This window comes from Lentimicrobiaceae bacterium (assembly GCA_028697555.1).
GTDB lineage: Bacteria > Bacteroidota > Bacteroidia > Bacteroidales > UBA4417 > UBA4417.
On record JAQVEX010000020.1, the window covers coordinates 24,400 to 41,900 of the forward strand.

The 17,501-nt window shown below is 37.2% G+C and carries 17 protein-coding genes; 15 read left to right on the plus strand and 2 right to left on the minus strand.

The features are described 5' to 3' along the window. Window positions 1-128: 128 nt before the first annotated feature. The 8 genes from PHP31_04500 (at window position 129) to PHP31_04535 (ending at window position 8,144) form a co-directional block, all read left to right on the plus strand. The gene (locus PHP31_04500) at window positions 129-1,202 is read left to right on the plus strand and encodes a galactose mutarotase (GenBank protein ID MDD3738534.1); all 1,074 of its coding nucleotides are present in this window, start codon (window positions 129-131) and stop codon (window positions 1,200-1,202) included. Between the two features lie 34 nt (window positions 1,203-1,236). Continuing rightward, window positions 1,237-2,532 (plus strand): MFS transporter, encoded by a 1,296-nt coding sequence (locus tag PHP31_04505; GenBank protein ID MDD3738535.1) that lies wholly within the window; start codon window positions 1,237-1,239, stop codon window positions 2,530-2,532. A gap of 40 nt (window positions 2,533-2,572) precedes the next feature. Continuing rightward, entirely contained in the window at window positions 2,573-3,727 is a 1,155-nt protein-coding gene (gene galK / locus PHP31_04510; GenBank protein MDD3738536.1) for a galactokinase, read from the plus strand. 34 nt (window positions 3,728-3,761) lie between these two features. Beyond that, window positions 3,762-4,274, plus strand: coding sequence for a ferritin (locus PHP31_04515; protein MDD3738537.1), 513 nt, complete (start codon window positions 3,762-3,764; stop codon window positions 4,272-4,274). 50 nt (window positions 4,275-4,324) lie between these two features. Next, on the plus strand, window positions 4,325-5,017 hold the full coding sequence (locus PHP31_04520; GenBank protein ID MDD3738538.1) for a tRNA/rRNA methyltransferase: 693 nt from the start codon (window positions 4,325-4,327) through the stop codon (window positions 5,015-5,017). Between the two features lie 224 nt (window positions 5,018-5,241). Next, window positions 5,242-6,837, plus strand: coding sequence for an L-aspartate oxidase (nadB, locus tag PHP31_04525; protein ID MDD3738539.1), 1,596 nt, complete (start codon window positions 5,242-5,244; stop codon window positions 6,835-6,837). 8 nt (window positions 6,838-6,845) lie between these two features. Further along, window positions 6,846-7,388 (plus strand): gamma carbonic anhydrase family protein, encoded by a 543-nt coding sequence (locus tag PHP31_04530; GenBank protein ID MDD3738540.1) that lies wholly within the window; start codon window positions 6,846-6,848, stop codon window positions 7,386-7,388. Window positions 7,389-7,472: 84 nt separating this feature from the next. Next, window positions 7,473-8,144 (plus strand): zinc metallopeptidase, encoded by a 672-nt coding sequence (locus PHP31_04535; GenBank protein MDD3738541.1) that lies wholly within the window; start codon window positions 7,473-7,475, stop codon window positions 8,142-8,144. Window positions 8,145-8,431: 287 nt separating this feature from the next. Here the strand turns inward: PHP31_04535 and elbB are convergent, their stop codons facing one another. Both elbB and PHP31_04545 read right to left on the minus strand, forming a co-directional pair. Next, the gene (gene elbB / locus PHP31_04540; GenBank protein MDD3738542.1) at window positions 8,432-9,082 is read right to left on the minus strand and encodes an isoprenoid biosynthesis glyoxalase ElbB; all 651 of its coding nucleotides are present in this window, start codon (window positions 9,080-9,082) and stop codon (window positions 8,432-8,434) included. A 19-nt stretch (window positions 9,083-9,101) separates the two neighbouring features. After that, window positions 9,102-10,367 (minus strand): OmpA family protein, encoded by a 1,266-nt coding sequence (locus PHP31_04545; protein ID MDD3738543.1) that lies wholly within the window; start codon window positions 10,365-10,367, stop codon window positions 9,102-9,104. A gap of 245 nt (window positions 10,368-10,612) precedes the next feature. Between PHP31_04545 and PHP31_04550 the strand changes: the two genes are divergently transcribed. From PHP31_04550 to PHP31_04580, 7 genes are all read left to right on the plus strand, one after another. Continuing rightward, entirely contained in the window at window positions 10,613-11,302 is a 690-nt protein-coding gene (locus PHP31_04550; protein ID MDD3738544.1) for a CoA transferase subunit A, read from the plus strand. Window positions 11,303-11,337: 35 nt separating this feature from the next. Beyond that, the gene (locus PHP31_04555) at window positions 11,338-11,826 is read left to right on the plus strand and encodes a hypothetical protein (protein MDD3738545.1); all 489 of its coding nucleotides are present in this window, start codon (window positions 11,338-11,340) and stop codon (window positions 11,824-11,826) included. A 30-nt stretch (window positions 11,827-11,856) separates the two neighbouring features. Beyond that, the gene (gene ppk1 / locus PHP31_04560) at window positions 11,857-13,917 is read left to right on the plus strand and encodes a polyphosphate kinase 1 (GenBank protein MDD3738546.1); all 2,061 of its coding nucleotides are present in this window, start codon (window positions 11,857-11,859) and stop codon (window positions 13,915-13,917) included. Between the two features lie 155 nt (window positions 13,918-14,072). Continuing rightward, window positions 14,073-15,245 (plus strand): DNA polymerase III subunit delta', encoded by a 1,173-nt coding sequence (holB, locus tag PHP31_04565; GenBank protein ID MDD3738547.1) that lies wholly within the window; start codon window positions 14,073-14,075, stop codon window positions 15,243-15,245. A 43-nt stretch (window positions 15,246-15,288) separates the two neighbouring features. Continuing rightward, window positions 15,289-16,470 (plus strand): regulatory iron-sulfur-containing complex subunit RicT, encoded by a 1,182-nt coding sequence (gene ricT / locus PHP31_04570; GenBank protein MDD3738548.1) that lies wholly within the window; start codon window positions 15,289-15,291, stop codon window positions 16,468-16,470. Window positions 16,471-16,554: 84 nt separating this feature from the next. Then, window positions 16,555-17,037 carry a gliding motility lipoprotein GldH gene (locus PHP31_04575; GenBank protein MDD3738549.1) on the plus strand — a complete coding sequence of 161 codons (483 nt, stop codon included), beginning with the start codon at window positions 16,555-16,557 and terminating at the stop codon, window positions 17,035-17,037. A 160-nt stretch (window positions 17,038-17,197) separates the two neighbouring features. Next, window positions 17,198-17,501, plus strand: a 304-nt coding sequence (locus tag PHP31_04580; protein MDD3738550.1) for a transglycosylase domain-containing protein, incomplete at its 3' end; no start/stop codon positions are given.

A 17,501-nucleotide genomic window follows, 5' to 3' on the forward strand; every position in this document is an offset into this window, starting at 1 on the left:
ATTTTTTCAAAAGATTTTAACTTTTTAATCTAATTTTCTACAAAATATTATCTTTGGTTAAAATTTAAATAGTTTTAAATAAACTTACTGATAAGTTTTTGAAACATCTTGATAAAAAATGTGATGATATGAGTAGTACTAACAACAAATCCGGATTGAATAGCACAGATTTCAACAAAACAATTGACAATAAACCTGTAGGTTTATACTTTTTGAAAAATAATAACGGTTGCGAAATTGCCGTTACAAACTACGGCGGCATAATCGTATCGTTGATGGTTCCCGACAAAGACGACAATTTTGTTGATGTAGTAACAGGACATTCAACTATAGACGAATACGTTAATTCGGAAGAGCCCTATTTCGGCGCTATTTGCGGTAGAACGTGCAACAGAATAGCCAATGGCAGGTTTACGCTAAACGGAAAAGAATACCAACTCGCCACAAATAATGGTACATGCTCGCTTCATGGCGGTATAAAAGGCTTTAATGCTGTTGTATGGGATGTAAAAAAAGTTTCTGATAACAGTATAGAACTGCATTATTTATCGCACGACGGAGAAGAAGGTTATCCGGGTAACCTGTCGGTAACGACTACTTACATGCTAACCGACGAAAACGCTTTGGATATTAATTACAAAGCTACCACCGATAAAGATACTATTTTAAATCTTACCAATCACTCGTACTTTAACCTTTCGGGCGAAGGAGACCCGTACATAGGCGACCATATACTTATGCTTAATGCCGATAAGTATTTGCCAACTGATACTAATGCCATTCCATACGGCGAACCCGCACCAGTACAAGGAACACCTATGGATTTTACGCAACCACACACTATAGGCGAAAGAATTAACGATGATTTCGAACAACTACACATAGGAAAAGGCTACGACCACACATTTGTGTTGAACAAAAACTTAGTAGACGAATATTCGTACGTCGGTGTTTGCAAGTCGCCAAAAACGGGAATAAAAATGGAAATGTACACAACTCAACCCGGAGTTCAATTATATACAGGCAATTGGATGACCGGCAATTTTGTTGCCAAAAACGGACATCGCTATCCAATGCGTTCGGCTGTCTGCTTCGAAACACAACATTTTCCCGATAGCATAAACCAACCAAACTTCCCGTCAATAGTCTTGAAACCTAATGATGTTTTTAAATCTAGAACAACATTTATATTTAGTAAGTAATATTTAATAAAAACCTCAATAAAGAATATAGATTATGAATACAACAACACGAAAAAAGAGTTATCTGTTACCGATAATTATGATGATTGCCTTGTTCGGAATGATTTCGTTCGTTACCGGATTGGCAAACCCAATGGGAGTAATTGTTAAAAATCAATTCTCCACATCAAACTTTTTGTCCACGCTCGGCTATTTTGCCAATTTCATTGCTTATGCATTTATGGGCTATCCCGCCGGACAAATGTTGCAAAGAATAGGATACAAAAAAACAGCACTTTGGGCTATATTTATCGGCTTTGTCGGTGTCGGCATCATGGTTTTGTCTGGTGAATTTAGCAGCTTTGTCGTCTATTTAATTGGAGCTTTCGTTGCGGGCTTCTCAATGTGTATGCTTAATACCGTAGTAAACCCGATGCTTAACACACTCGGCGGCGGCGGCAATAGAGGAAATCAATTGATACAAGTTGGAGGCTCGTTCAATTCATTAATGGCTACTATCGTTCCGGTATTGGTTGGATACTTAATAGGTAGCAACGTTGCCAAAGCTAACATAACAGACGCATATCCTGCTCTATTCCTTGCAATGGGTATTTTTGCTCTTGCATTTATAGTTTTGTTTTTTGTTTCAATTCCCGAACCGAGTTTATCTTCTAAAAAAGCAAACGTAAAATACGAACATAGTCCGTTTGCATTCCGCCACTTCGTTTTGGGTGCGGTAGCAAGTTTCTTGTATGTAGGAATTGAAGTCGGTATTCAAATGTTTATAAACCCGTATATGACGGGCTCTCCCGCCGAAGGCGGATTGGGTTACGACCCAACCGTAGCAGGTTCGGTTGTGGGAACTTATTGGTTTTTAATGCTTATTGGACGACTCCTTGGAGCAGCTACCGGTGGTAAAGTATCGAGCAAAACCATGCTCACAATTGTTTCAACCGTAGGCATAATATTCGTTTTAATAGCAATCTTCACACCTGTAACCAAAATGGCGAGCATGCCTGTATTTCAGTCGGATATATCTTTTGGAATAGTTAAAATTCCTGTAAGTATTATCTTTTTAGTATTGTGCGGATTATGCACATCGGTAATGTGGGGCGGAATATTCAATTTGGCTGTTGAAGGATTGGGCAAATACACAGAAGCAGCTTCGGGCTTCTTTATGGTAATGGTAATGGGTGGTGGAATTGTTCCTGCAATCCAAGGTGCGTTTGCCGATAAAGTCGGATACATCAACAGTTATTGGGTAATTATTGTTGGATTAGCATTTATACTTTACTACGCACTTATCGGCTCAAAGAATGTAAATAAAGATATTCCTGTAACCGACGAATAATAGTATTTAAAGCCAAAACTTATTTTTAAATAGTTAGAAAATGAAGAAAGAAGAAATAATAAAAATATATAATCAAAAATTTGGTGCCGAATCGCCTGAAGTTTATACTTCGCCGGGTCGCGTAAATCTGATAGGCGAACACACCGATTATAACGGGAGTTTTGTCTTTCCGGGAGCGATTGACAAAGGAATAATTGCAGCCATTACTCTTAACGGAACAGGCAAAGTTCGTGCTTACGCAGCCGATTTGAATGAGTTTTCGGAGTTCGGTTTTAACGAAGAAGATTTACCAAAAGAAGGTTGGGCAAAGTACATTTTCGGCGTTTGTCGCGAAATTATTAAGCGTGGCGGCAAACTGCAAGGTTTTGATACCGCCTTTGCAGGCGATGTACCCCTTGGTGCGGGAATGTCGTCATCGGCAGCTTTGGAAAGCACCTTTGGTTTCGCTCTTAACGATATGCTAAACTTGGGAATAGATAAATTTGAACTTGCTAAAATTGGTCAAGCTACCGAACACAACTACGTTGGCGTTAAATGCGGAATTATGGATCAATTTATCTCTTTGTTCGGCAAAAAAGACAACCTTATTCGCTTAGATACCAAATCTATGGAGTACGAATACTTTCCTTTTAAACCCGAAGGTTATAAGCTTGTTTTGGTCGATACTCTCGTAAAACACGAGTTGGCATCATCGGCATACAATAAAAGAAGAGAATCCTGCGAACATGCAGCAAAAGCCATTCATGATAATGGAAACCCCGACGTTAAATTTTTGCGAGATGCATCAATGGAGCAACTTAATGCTGTAAAAGATAAAATTTCGGCAGAAGATTATATGCGTGCCAAATACGTGATTGAAGAAACACAGCGTGTTTACGACGTTTCGGAAGCTTTGGAAAAAGGCGATTACGAAACCGTTGGCGACAGAATGTATAAAACACATCACGGCATGAGCAAACTTTACGAAGTTAGCTGCGAAGAATTAGACTTCCTTAACGATGTTGCTCGCAAATGCGGCGTTACCGGCTCACGCGTGATGGGTGGCGGATTTGGCGGATGTACTATAAACTTAGTTAAAACCGAACTTTACAATCACTTTATTGAAGAAGCTAAAAAACAATACAAAAGCAAATTCAATATAGAACCTAAAATATACGACGTCGTTATTAGCGACGGAGCCAGAAAACTATCTTAATAAACTAAATTAAACCTTAAAAAACTTTTTAACTATGATGAACAAAGAAATAGAAAAAGCATTAATAGAGCAAATTAAACACGAAGAACACGCATCCAGACTATACATGGCTATGGCTTCATGGTGCGACACACAAGGTTATCCGGGTGCTGCAAGTTTCCTTTATAAACAATCGGACGAAGAGCGTATGCACATGATTAAAATTGTAAATTACCTCAACGATAAAGATGGACACAGCACTTTTGCCGAATTGCCTAATCCCACGGCAGAATATAATTCGCTTAAACACTTGTTTGAAAAAGTTTTAGAACACGAAAAATTTGTTACTCAAACTATCAACAAACTTTACGAATTATCGGTAAAACACAAAGACTACACAACCGCTACATTTTTGCAGTGGTTCATCACCGAACAAATCGAAGAAGAAAAATCTATTCGCGACATTTTAGATCAAATGAATTTGGCTGGCGAAATGAAAAGCGGTTTGTTCCACATTGATAAAGAACTTGCCGAAATAGCTAACAACAAAGTTATTGAACCTGCGTAAACGCACCGAATAGCTCAATGCCGTTCAGTAACTTTTATAAATAATAGTTTTTGAATTTTATTTTCATATTGGTAAAACCTGCTATCCCCGAAAACATCGGGGCTAGTGCCAGAGCCATTAAAACTATGGGCTTTGATGATTTGCGAATCGTTGATTCGGAAAAACATCTTGACCCTAAGACTAAGATATTGGCTCATGGCTCGACTGATATTGTCGATAATATAAAGCATTTCAATTCTCTTGAAGAAGCCATTTCCGACATAGATTTTATTATCGCTGCTACTGCTCGCAAAAGGACACGACTAACCGATTATCACACAATTGAAGATACCGTTGAAATAGTGGAGAAGAAACGAAAAAGTATTAAGTCGGTGGGTATTGTTTTTGGAAGCGAAGAAAGTGGCTTATCCAACGCCGACATACAATTATGCGATATGCTAAGTACAATTTCTCTAAAAAAACCGTATCCATCGCTGAATTTGTCTCAAGCCGTTATGATATACGCCTACGCATTTAGCAAGTTTATCGATAAGAAATCGCCAAAACAAAAAGATACGAAAAATGCTGACAGTTGGAAGGTGCTTCAAAAAAATATAAGTCAATTGCTTATAGAAGTAGACATTAATCCATCTGACTTAATATACACTCGCATAATGGAAAGAGTTGCCTTACTCGGCGATACAGATATTAATTTACTTCACTCGGTAATTGCAGCTATTAATAAAAAATTGAGTGATGAGTGATGAGTGGTGTTAGTTACGAGTTCTGAGTTCTGATTAATCTTGGCTATTAGCCTTTAGCCGTTAGCTATTGACTAAAAATATTTAATTGCTAATAGACCCCGCACCACGCAACTCGAACCACGTAACACGAAACACTAATCACCAAAAAAAACTCCGTTTTTTTCACAGTTTTATTAATTTTGCAAACTTCAACCATATATATTCAAGCATATTAATTAATTGCGATGAAAAAACATACTGATTTCTTAGTAATAGACTCGGGTATTGCCGGACTTAGCTTCGCTTTAAAAGCAGCAAAACACGGAAAAGTTATAATAGCAACAAAAGCTTCAGCCGACGAAAGTGCTACTAAATACGCTCAGGGTGGCATTGCTGCTGTAATGTATACTCCCGACTCGTACGAAAAACACATAGAAGACACTCTTATAGCCGGCGATGAACTAAACGACGAGAACGTTGTACGTATGACCATTTATGAAGCTCCCGACCGAATAAAAGAGCTTATTGAATACGGCGTTAACTTCGACAAAACCGAAAGTGGAAAATACGACCTAGCACGCGAAGGTGGGCACTCCGAGTACAGAGTTCTGCATCACAAAGACCAAACAGGTAAAGAAATTGAAAACATCTTGCTGAAAAGAGTTAAAGAAAACAAAAACATAGAACTCTTGGAAGAACATTTTGTAATAGAAATTATTACACAACACCACTTGGGAATATATGTAAACAGATACACCCCCGATATTACTTGTTATGGAGCTTACGTATTGAATAAAAAAACCAACGAAATAAACACAATCATATCAAAGGTTACGCTTGTTGCAACCGGTGGAGCCGGCAATGTTTATGCTACAACTACAAACCCTCCTATCGCCACAGGCGACGGCATAGCAATGATTTACAGAGCCAAGGGTGCTGTCGAAAAAATGGAGTTTATCCAATTTCACCCAACTTCCTTGTACAATCCTACCGAAAAACCTTCATTCCTAATATCCGAAGCTCTTAGGGGTTTTGGCGGTATACTCAAAGACCACAACGGCAAAGAATTTATGCATCGTTACGACAGTCGCTTGTCGTTGGCTCCTCGCGATATTGTTGCACGAGCTATAGACAACGAACTTAAAACCTCAGGAGCCGACCATCTTTACTTGGATTGTACTCACTTGGATAAAAACGAACTTATTAACCATTTCCCCGCAATATATGCCAAGTGTCTCAGCATCAATATTGATATCACAAAAGAAATGATTCCCATTGTACCTGCTGCACACTACACCTGCGGTGGTATTAAAGTCGACGAATGGGGAAGAAGCTCTATTGTCAACTGCTACGCCTCTGGCGAATGTGCCTCAACGGGATTGCACGGAGCTAACAGACTTGCAAGTAATTCGCTGTTGGAATCCCTGGTATTTTCACACAGAGCCTACGTGCATGCAACCGAAAGACTTAAAGATATTGAGTTCAACACACTTATACCCGAATGGAATGCAGAAGGTACGGTTATGAACGAAGAAATGATTTTGATAACCCAAACAGTAAAAGAGCTACAAAGCATTATGACTAACTACGTGGGTATTGTGCGTTCAAATTTGAGATTGCAAAGGGCTGCCAACCGACTTATGATTCTTGAAACAGAAACGGAAGACCTTTTCAAAAAATCGGTGCTTAACGAACATATTTGCGAAGTCAGAAATCTTATTAAAGTTGCCAAACTTATTATTAAAATGGCAATGCAACGTAAGGAAAGTCGTGGCTTACACTACTCTATCGACTACCCAAAAACTGGCACTGATTATAAAATCGATTACGATATAAATTAAATAGCACTATGCCTATAATTTATCCTATAAAAGATAAAAAACCTGTAATAGGGAAAAACACGTTTATTGCGCCCAATGCCACTATTGTGGGCGATGTAACAATAGGCGACGATTGCAGTATTTGGTTTAATACCGTACTTCGTGGCGATGTGCATTTTATTAAAATCGGAAATAATGTCAATATTCAAGACGGAGCTATAATTCACTGCACATACAAAAAATCGCCGGTAACCATACACGATCGCGTTTCAATTGCTCATAATGCTGTCGTGCACGGATGTACAATTCATTCGAATGTACTTGTCGGTATTGGTGCTATTATTTTAGACGATGCCGTTATCGAAAGCAATACTATTATTGCCGCAGGTGCTGTGGTTTTGGAAAAAACTGTTGTAAAAGAAGGTTACATATATGCAGGAATTCCTGCCAAACCTATAAAAAAAATTGATGATGATTTGCTAAAAAACACAATCAACCGAATAACCGACAGCTACACAATGTACGCTAGTTGGCACGACGAAAACATTTATTCAAATTACAGCGACTCATAATTTATGTTAAAACAATGGTTTCTTGCGCATTTGGCAGGAAAATTGGAAATATCTACAAATTATTAACTAAAAAAATAAACTGACATGATATATTACTTAGTTTTTGGTCTTTTATTTGTACTTAGCTTGATAGTTAGTCAATGGCTGAAATCGAAATTTAAAAAATACTCAAGGTTGCCACTTCAGATGAGCGGAAAAGAAATTGCCGAAAAAATGCTGCACGACAACGGTATTTACGATGTACAAGTGATTTCTACGCCTGGTATGCTCACCGACCATTATAATCCGAAAAGTAAAACGGTGAATTTGAGCGAAGGAGTATATAACCAACGAAATGTAGCCGCTGCTGCTGTCGCAGCACACGAATGCGGTCATGCTATTCAGCACGCTACTTCTTATGCCTTTTTGGAGTTCAGAAGTGCAATGGTTCCCGTTGTTAGCTTTGCTTCCAAATGGGTACAATGGATTTTGCTTGCCGGAATATTACTTATAAATGTTTTTCCCAATCTTTTACTTGCCGGAATTATATTATTTGCCGCTACTACGCTATTCAGCTTTGTTACGCTACCCGTCGAGTTTAACGCAAGCAAAAGAGCTCTAGCCTGGTTAAAAGAAACCAATATTACAATTGCAAGCGACTACTCCAAAGCTAAAGACGCTTTAAACACAGCTGCCATGACTTACGTAATAGCCGCAATATCATCGTTGGCTACACTGCTTTATTATTTGGCTATTTTCTTAGGTAGAAGAGACTAGGGTTATAGTTCTGAGTCAGGAGTTTTGAGTTCTGAGTAGCTGTTGGTTATTAGCCATTGGCTGTTGGCTGTTAGCCATTAGCTGGTAAGTTGTGGATAGAGGTCGGTGATGGGTGTTAAGGTTAGTTCTGAGTTATAAGTTATGAGTAGCTGTTGGCTATTAGCCATTAGCTAATATAGTCTATCGCCAAAAACTCATTGCTAATTGCTCATTGCTAATTGCTCATTACCCCGAAACACGCACCACACAACACGTACCACGCAACCCGCAACACGCAACCCGCAACACTACAGCACTCCCAAAATATCCTCAACCAATTTTTCGGCTGAAGCCGCAACCTGACTTATTCTTGCATCGCCGTACATATAGCAAGGGGTAGTAAATAATTTATAATTTTCGTCTACCACAACCTCTCCTAATTTTGCTACCGAGTGCTTGCTCTGCATATTTTCAATTTTCGATATTGTTCCTTCATCGTTGCCAATAGTAACATTCGAGTTTTTTATCACTCTCGACAATAAAATCGGAGCAATACACATGGCTCCTATAGGTTTTTTAAGACTTACAGCTTGTTTTATTACTTTTTCAACAGAAGGAATAACTGTAACATTGTCGGGGTTGACGGCAAAATCACTCAAATTTTTAGCAACACCGAAACCTCCCGGAAAAACTATAGCATCAAAATTGCGAACATCTAATTGCTCAATTGGTTTAATATTGCCTCTGGCTATTCTGGCACTTTCTTCCAAAACATTACGCTCTTGCGAAACAGTTTTACCGGCAACATGATTAACAGTATCGCGCTGTTTTATATCGGGAGCAAACATGCTGTACGATGCTCCTGCCTTATCTATAGCCAACATAAGAGTAACACACTCGTGAATTTCTGTGCCGTCGTATACACCACAGCCTGACAATATAATTGCAAACTTCTTCATAACAATAAATTTTTATAAGTTAGTATCTTTTTATAATTCTTATTTCCATCCTCTGATTTACAGCCTTTCCAATTTCAGTTTCATCGTCCAAAATAGGATTATTTGAACCGCAGCTAAGTACATCGCTAATTCTTTCTGCGGGCAATCCCATCAATATCATCACCTCTTTAACTACTATTGCTCTGTTATTGGTAAGCTGATAATCGTATATAGAATCGCCGCTATTAAATGTGTAGCAAGCAATTTGATAGTTAATATCGGGATAAGCCTCGGCAATGTGAATCAAGTTTTGAAGTTGCTCTTCCGACTCTACGGTCAATTCTATTCCGCCATGATTAAATTCAACGCCTGTAAAAATAATCCAATCGGAAGTGTCAACTAATTGTCCTTGCTGCCTCAACGTGTCAGAAATAGTTATAAAATCAATTATCCGACTTTCGGTTGATAAATCTCCTACAATAAGCGGATCAACTTTGCCTTGTAAAAACAAATACCCAACTTCGCCTATATTGTAAACAAATTTATGATTTACGGTATCGTAATATCCAAACAAATCTTCAAGGTTGGTAGTCGAATCGCTAAACACAAAAGTATTTATTGTTGTAGTACTTCTTTCCGATTTTCTGCTACAACTTTTACCTATCAAAAGCCACAACGCTACCGATAGCAATAAAAATACAACAATGGGCCATAACCAATTTATTTGTGTTTTTTCGACTTTCGAAATTTTCTTTTTCTTATCAACATTACTCTTAGCTTGAACAACATCAATTATATTAAAATTGTTAGGCAAACTGTCGTTGTAAACCAACTTTTGAGACGACAACCACGAAGCCAAACTCATAGGGCTCATGTTGTTGTTGGATGCAAACTTGCCAAGCAAACCGTTTACCAACGGAACAATCATCATTATAAGTGACTGAGCCGACGATTGCTTTATTTCCGAATGCTTAGAGACAAGCGTAGAAAGTACTTCAAACTTGTTTTCGGGCAAAAGTGTTTTAAACAACTCGCTACCTTTTGTAGTAAGTTCGCTATCCTTGTTGAAAAGCGATGCCAACTTATTCAATATCCCGGTTTTGTAACTATCTGCAGTAATTGAATATATTGATTGAACCGAATCTTCGTCCTCCGTATTGTCGGAATATATGTACAAAACAGCAGGAATAATGATATTTGTTGCCAAACGTACGTTTTTCTCTTCTTCGGCAAGCAGAATAGCCGAATTTGAAATCATTTCATCAGTAATTAGTTGCTGAGCATTGTTTATAATATTGTACGACATTTTTCTTAAATTTTAATTTGTTTATCTTTCTAAAAACAATAATCGCCTTTTTGCCATATTAATTACAAAGATAAACAAATTCCAGAAAATAAAAACATATTACAACACACGCTTAACTCAACCGTAGGGTTTTAAAAAAAATTATGAAATAATAATATGTCCGTTAATTCAAATTGTCTATATTTGTAAATTATTTAGCACATAAATACAATAATAAATTAACGTTAATAAAAATATTATACAGTATGAATAAGGTTTTTTCAAATGCAAAAGAAGCATTGCACGATTTAAAGAATGGAATGACAATTTTAGTAGGCGGTTTTGGCTTATGTGGCGTTCCCGAAAACATGATAAGCGCTATCGCCGAAATGGGCATAAAAGATTTAACTTGTGTATCGAGCAATGCCGGTGTTGATGATTTTGGCTTAGGTATCTTGTATCAAAATAAATTGGTAAAAAAGATGATAGCATCTTACGTTGGCGAAAATGCCGAATTTGAAAGGCAAGTGCTAAGCGGCGAAATAGAAGTTGACCTAGTACCACAAGGCACATTGGCTGAACGTTGTAGAGCTGCCGGTGCCGGAATCCCCGCTTTTTTCGTACCTGCAGGTGCAGGAACCGAAGTTGCCAAAGGTAAAGAAATCAGATACTTTAACAATAAACCCCATTTGTTGGAACATGCCATTCAATCTGATTTTGCTCTTATTAAAGCGTGGAAAGGCGATACTCACGGAAACTTGGTTTTCAGAAAAACAGCCAATAATTTTAACCAACCTATGGCTATGGCTGGCAAAATTACAGTTGTGGAAGTTGAAGAACTTGTTCAACCAGGCGAACTTGACCCTAACTTTATTCACATACCGGGAATTTTTGTACATCGTATTTTTGAGGGTACTAATTACGAAAAGAGAATTGAAAGACTCACAACTAAATAACAGCCAAAAATACCCTTAAAAACTGATTATTGCGCATGAAAATATTATATATAGCTCGTCATGCTAAATCCGAGCGTACATTTGACAAACCCGATGAAGAAAGACTAATTACCGACGTTGGGGTTGAACGAACAAAAAAAATAGGAAACATTCTAAAAAGCAATAACGCAATACCTCAACGTATAATTAGCTCAGATGCCGAAAGAGCATATACAACATCGTTGGTATTCGCCGACCAACTTTCGGTTGAACAAAAAAATATAGAAACCAACAAGCATTTTTATTTGGGTAGTGCTGAACAGATTTGCGACGAAATAAAGTCTTACGATAATAATATCGACAATCTGATGATAGTTGGACATAATCCGCAATTTACAGAAATTGCCAACTATTTTGTAAACGATGTTGTCGACAATTTGCCGACTTCGGGTGTTGTTGTTATTAATTTTGACACTGACGAATGGGAAAATATTGACAAAAGCAATGCCGAACTTAAATTTAAAATATGGCCCGGTATGCTATAAACAATACTTTCCCGATAAACGTATTGAAAAATGAGCCGACTAAAAAAAAGAATAATAATAAACAGAGAAGTAAGTTGGTTGCAGTTTAACCAAAGAGGGCTTCAAGAAGCTGCCGATAAATCAAATCCCCTTATCAATAGAATGAGATTTTTGGGGATATACTCAAACAACTTAGACGAATTTTTCCGCGTTAGAGTAGCTACGGTTACACGTATGATTGACTCAAAAGAGCAAAAAAATGCTGAAATGTCATTCAAACCTACCGAAACTCTTAAAAGCATTAAAGAAATTGACAAGCAACTACAACTTGAGTTCACTAACATATACAACGATCTTGTTAAGGAACTGAAGAAAAACAAAATCTTTATTATAAACGAAAAACAAGTCTCTACCGCTCAAAGTGAGTTTATTAAAGATTATTTCAGAAATAATATACGACCTTCGCTTTTTCCGCTAATGCTCGATACTCTCGACTCAGACGACCTGCACGACCATGCTCTGTACTTGCTCATTACACTTAAATCCGATAATCCGGACATAAAAGACGAAGCAGCTGTTATAGAAGTCCCCGTCGATGATTTGAGCCGCTTTGTGCTGCTACCTTCCGATAACGACAATAAATACGTCATGTTTATCGACGATATTATTCGTTATTGCTTAGACCAAGTTTTTTCGGTGTTGGGATATACGCAATTTGAAGCCTACACCGTTAAGTTTACTCGCGATGCCGAACTTGACTTCGATAACGACGTTTCTAAGAGTTTTATCGAACAAATGTCGAAAAGCTTAAAACAACGCCAAGTCGCACTGCCTATACGCATTGTTTACGATAAAAAAATCCCTAAACAATTGCTTAAAAAGCTTTTTGCAAAACTAAATATCAACCAAAACGATACAATTTCGCCCGGAGGCAGATATCACAACCTTAAAGACCTGATGAAATTTCCGAATACGGGAGATGCATCGCTTGAATATCCGCCACAGCCGCCTTTGCCGCACCCATGGCTAAAACACGAAAGAAGCTTGTTTAAATCGATAAGAGAAAAAGATTTTATCATACACTTCCCTTATCAGTCGTTTGAGTACATTATAGACCTTTTGCGTGAAGCATCTATCGACCCAAACGTGTCGGAAATAAAAATGACGCTGTACCGCGTTGCTAACCAATCAAAAGTTATTAACGCCTTAATAAACGCAGCCAGAAACGGAAAATTTGTTACAGTATTTCTCGAAGTACAAGCTCGTTTCGACGAAGAAGCCAATATTAAATGGGCATCTGTTCTGCAAAAAGAAGGTGTTAAAATTATACCCGGAATACCCGGATACAAGGTTCACTCCAAGTTATTGTTAGTTAAACGAAACGAAGATAACGGGTGCAAATATTATGCAGGAATTGGTACGGGCAACTTTAACGAAACTACAGGCAGGCTTTATTCCGACTGCATTTTGCTTACTGCCGACGATAATATTGGCAGAGAAGTTGACCAAGTGTTTTATCTCTGCGAATCCAGATACAAAATACCCAAATTCGACAATCTGATTGTTGCTCCTTTCTACATGAGAAATCACTTTACGGAGCTTATAGATAACGAGATAAAAAACGCCGAAGAAGGAAAACCCTCGTGGATTTTCTTGAAACTCAATAGCTTAGTCGACACTGAAATAGTTAATAAACTTTACGAAGCAAGCAATGCAGGCGTAAATATTAAACTTATAGTCAGGGGAATATGTGTGTTGGAGCCGGGCGTTAAAAACATGAGCGAAAACATTAAAGGCATTTCAATTGTTGGCAGATATTTAGAACACACAAGAGTTATTGCTTTTTGCAACAACGACGACAACCTGTTTTATATATCTTCCGCCGATTGGATGGTGCGAAACTTCGACAACAGAATTGAAGTGGCTGTACCCATTTACGACCCCGAACTGCAAAACGAACTGCTTACCCTACTTAATATTCAATGGGCTGATAACACTAAGGCACGTGTAATAAGTTCGAAAGACTTTAATAAATACGTAGTTGGAAACCCGAAAATTAAAATTAATGCTCAGACCGAGATATATAACTATTTTAGAAACAAAGTGATATAAACGGTAAACACTATTACTTTAATTTTAACACTACGGCTTTGACTTATAAGTTCCAAAGAATTAGAATATTAAAATATTATTTACCTTAAATTGCAGAGATTTTCTGGCAAATAAACTATCTTTGTTTGTAATTTAATTGAGTACTTGCTTAAAATATGAAATTTAAAGACGTTGTCGGACAAGAAACAATAAAGAAACAATTAATACAAACCGTTAGCACCAACCGAATAAGTCATGCACAGTTGTTTGTAGGACCTACCGGCTCAGGCAAACTCGCTACGGCTTTAGCTTACGCTCAGTATATCAATTGCAAAAACCCAACCCAAAACGATTCTTGCGGCGAGTGTTCGTCGTGCAAAAAGTACGAAAAATTGGCTCACCCCGACTTGCACTTTATTTTTCCGGTAAATAAAACCAAAGACATCACCGATACCAAAATACACAGTAGCTTGTTTTACGAACAATGGCGCAATTTTTTGCAAGAAACCGGCTACTACCCTACACTAAACGATTGGTACGACTACATTAAAATTGAAAAAAAACAGGGTTTTATCAATGCCGAAGAAGCCGACAATATCAATAATACATTGGCATACAAGGCATACGAGGCAAAATACAAAGTGCTTATTATTTGGATGGCTGACAAAATGAATATTACAGCTGCAAACAAATTGCTTAAAAACTTGGAAGAACCACCCAAAAACACTTTGTTTATACTCATTACCGAAGATAAAAACTCTTTGTTGGAAACAATTCTGTCGAGAACACAAACGGTTCAGTTTAACAAAATAGACGACAATAGCATTACCAATGCCGTAAAAGCTTTGGTTGATGACATTAAGAGATGCGAACAAATATCGCTTCTATCCAATGGCAATTTTTCGGAAGCGTACAAACTTGCAATGCTCTACAAAAACGACGAAACCAATGTTTTGTCCGAAAATTTTATAGTTTTCAGAGATTGGATGAGAGAGATTTACAGAGTAGGCAAAAATTTTAGCTACTACGAACAGCTTCAAGGTATTATAGAAATAATAGTTGCCGACGGAAATCGCGAAAAAATAAAAACTTTCTTCACTTATTGCCTTCACATTATGCACATTTGCCTTAACTACAACGTAGGCAATACCAAAATTGAACATTTTGAAGGAGAAGAAACCGAATTTATATCAGCTTTCAGCAAATTTATTCACAAAAACAACATACACCTGTTTGAAACCGAGATAAATAAAACAATTTTGCATATAGAACGCAATGCAAATCCGCTGATAGTAATTACCGATTTATCCTTAAGCTTTTCGCAAATCATCCACATCACCGATAAATAATATCAAAAAAAGCGTAACTTTGTAAAAATTTTTTTGACTAATTATGGATGAACAACTGCAAATAAAATTTTCTGATAGCAAGGAATCGACTAAAAGGGGATGGAACACTCAGAAAAATCCGCTTATTAGAAACAAAATAAACGAATCGGCGTGCAGTAAGTTGTCGGCAAGAAATTGGTTGGATAATATCCCGACTTCCGAAACGGATACCGAAAATTATGCTGAGATAAGATTTAAAAACGACCATAAAGATTTTTTTATAATTCCCGATAATCTGAATGTATATCAGGGCGATATTGTCGCCGTTGAAGCCAACTACGGTCACGATATAGGTATAGTTACTTTAACAAAACATACTGCTAAACTTCAAATTCTTAAAAAAAACGCTAAAACTAGCGAATTCAAAAAAATATACCGAAAAGCTACTCAAAAGGATATAGATAAATGGTTGCAAGCCATTAGTAGAGAAAAAGATGCTTTGATTTTTACTCGCAAAACTGCCGAAAAATTAGGACTCGAAATGAAAGTCAACGATGTTGAATTTCAGGGCGACGGCTGTAAAGCTATATTTTACTACACTGCCGACGAAAGAATTGACTTTAGGGAACTTATAAAAATATTAGCCGAACATCTCAAAATCAGAATTGAGATGAAACAAATAGGCATACGTCAAGAAGCTGCTCATATTGGCGGAATAGGTCCTTGCGGCAGAGAACTTTGCTGCTGCTCGTGGATGAATACTTTCAGAACCGTTTCGACCAATTCGGCAAAAGTACAGCAGCTTACTACCAATCCGCAAAAACTTGCCGGTCAGTGTTCTAAACTAAAGTGCTGCCTTAACTACGAAGTTGAAAACTACGCCGAAGCCATTAAAGATTTTCCGAGTCCTAAAACAATTATTAAAACTAAGTTAGGCGACGCATACATTCAAAAATTCGACGTACTCAACAACAAAGTTTGGCTTGCTTATAAAGAAAACATACCTACTCTTTTCCCTGTAGAATTAGAAGATGTTAACGAAATAATTGAGAAAAACAAGCAAGATATCATCATAGAAGCATTAGACGATTGGAAAATCGTTGAAAGCGACGAGAAAAGATATAAAGATTCAAAAGACATCAAACAGGTTGAGCTACTTGACGATATTGACAGATTTGACAAGAAAAAACAGAATAGAAGCAAGAAAAAAAGAAACAGAAACAAGAACAGAAACAAAAAAGAATAAATACCTGCGTTTTTTTCTAAACTCATAAAATCAAACATAATACTTACGGCTTAATTTCGTTTGTATTGTAATAAACAAATTGATATGAACATCAGACAAGTTATTTTTAGCATTTTTATTGTTTCGTTTTCAATAATATTTGCATCTTCGTGCAATAATAAGTACAGTTACGAACACTCAATAAAAATACATGATGCAAAATGGACTTCTGCAGATACCTTGTTTTTTCAATTTGAAACTACCGATTCGTTGGCTCTTTACGAGATAGAATTTAATATACGCAACACCACCGATTACCAATTTCAAAACCTGTTTATGTTTGTAACGGCTTTTTATCCGGCATATACGTATTCCCACGACACTGTGGAAGTTTTTTTGTCTAAAAAAGATGGAGAATGGTTAGGCAAAGGAATTGGTTTTTATAAAAACCTTGATGTTTTGTTTACAAAAAACGCTCGTTTTCGTAACAACGGAACTCATGTTATTGCGATAAATCACGGTATGCGGAATGATACTATTGTGGGAATTGCCGAAATAGGTATTAAGATAAAAAAATGTACGAATTAATGTAAAGGTGCTTATAGAGCATGAAACGAATAAGTGATGTTGTAACGAAGTTGAAAGTTCAAAGCCGTTAGCTGTTGGCTGTTAGCTGAGTGTGGCTAATGGCTAAGAGCTAAAGGCAATTGCTAATTGTTCATTGCTAATTGATAATTGATTTATGAATATGAAAAAAAACGTAGACGAAAAACAATGGATAAAAAGATACAGAATAGCTTTTTTGAGCTTTCTGGGTCTGGTATTTCTGTTTTTCTTTATGCTATCTATGGGCTGGCTTGGTTTTATGCCATCTTTTGAAGAATTAGAAAATCCAAAAAGCAAGCTAGCTTCCGAAATAATTTCTTCCGACCAAAAACTTTTGGGGACCTTTTATATCGAAAACAGATCGAACGTTCGCTATAACGAACTATCGCCTTGGTTGGTAAAAGCCCTTATTTCTACCGAAGATATACGATTTGAAAAACATTCGG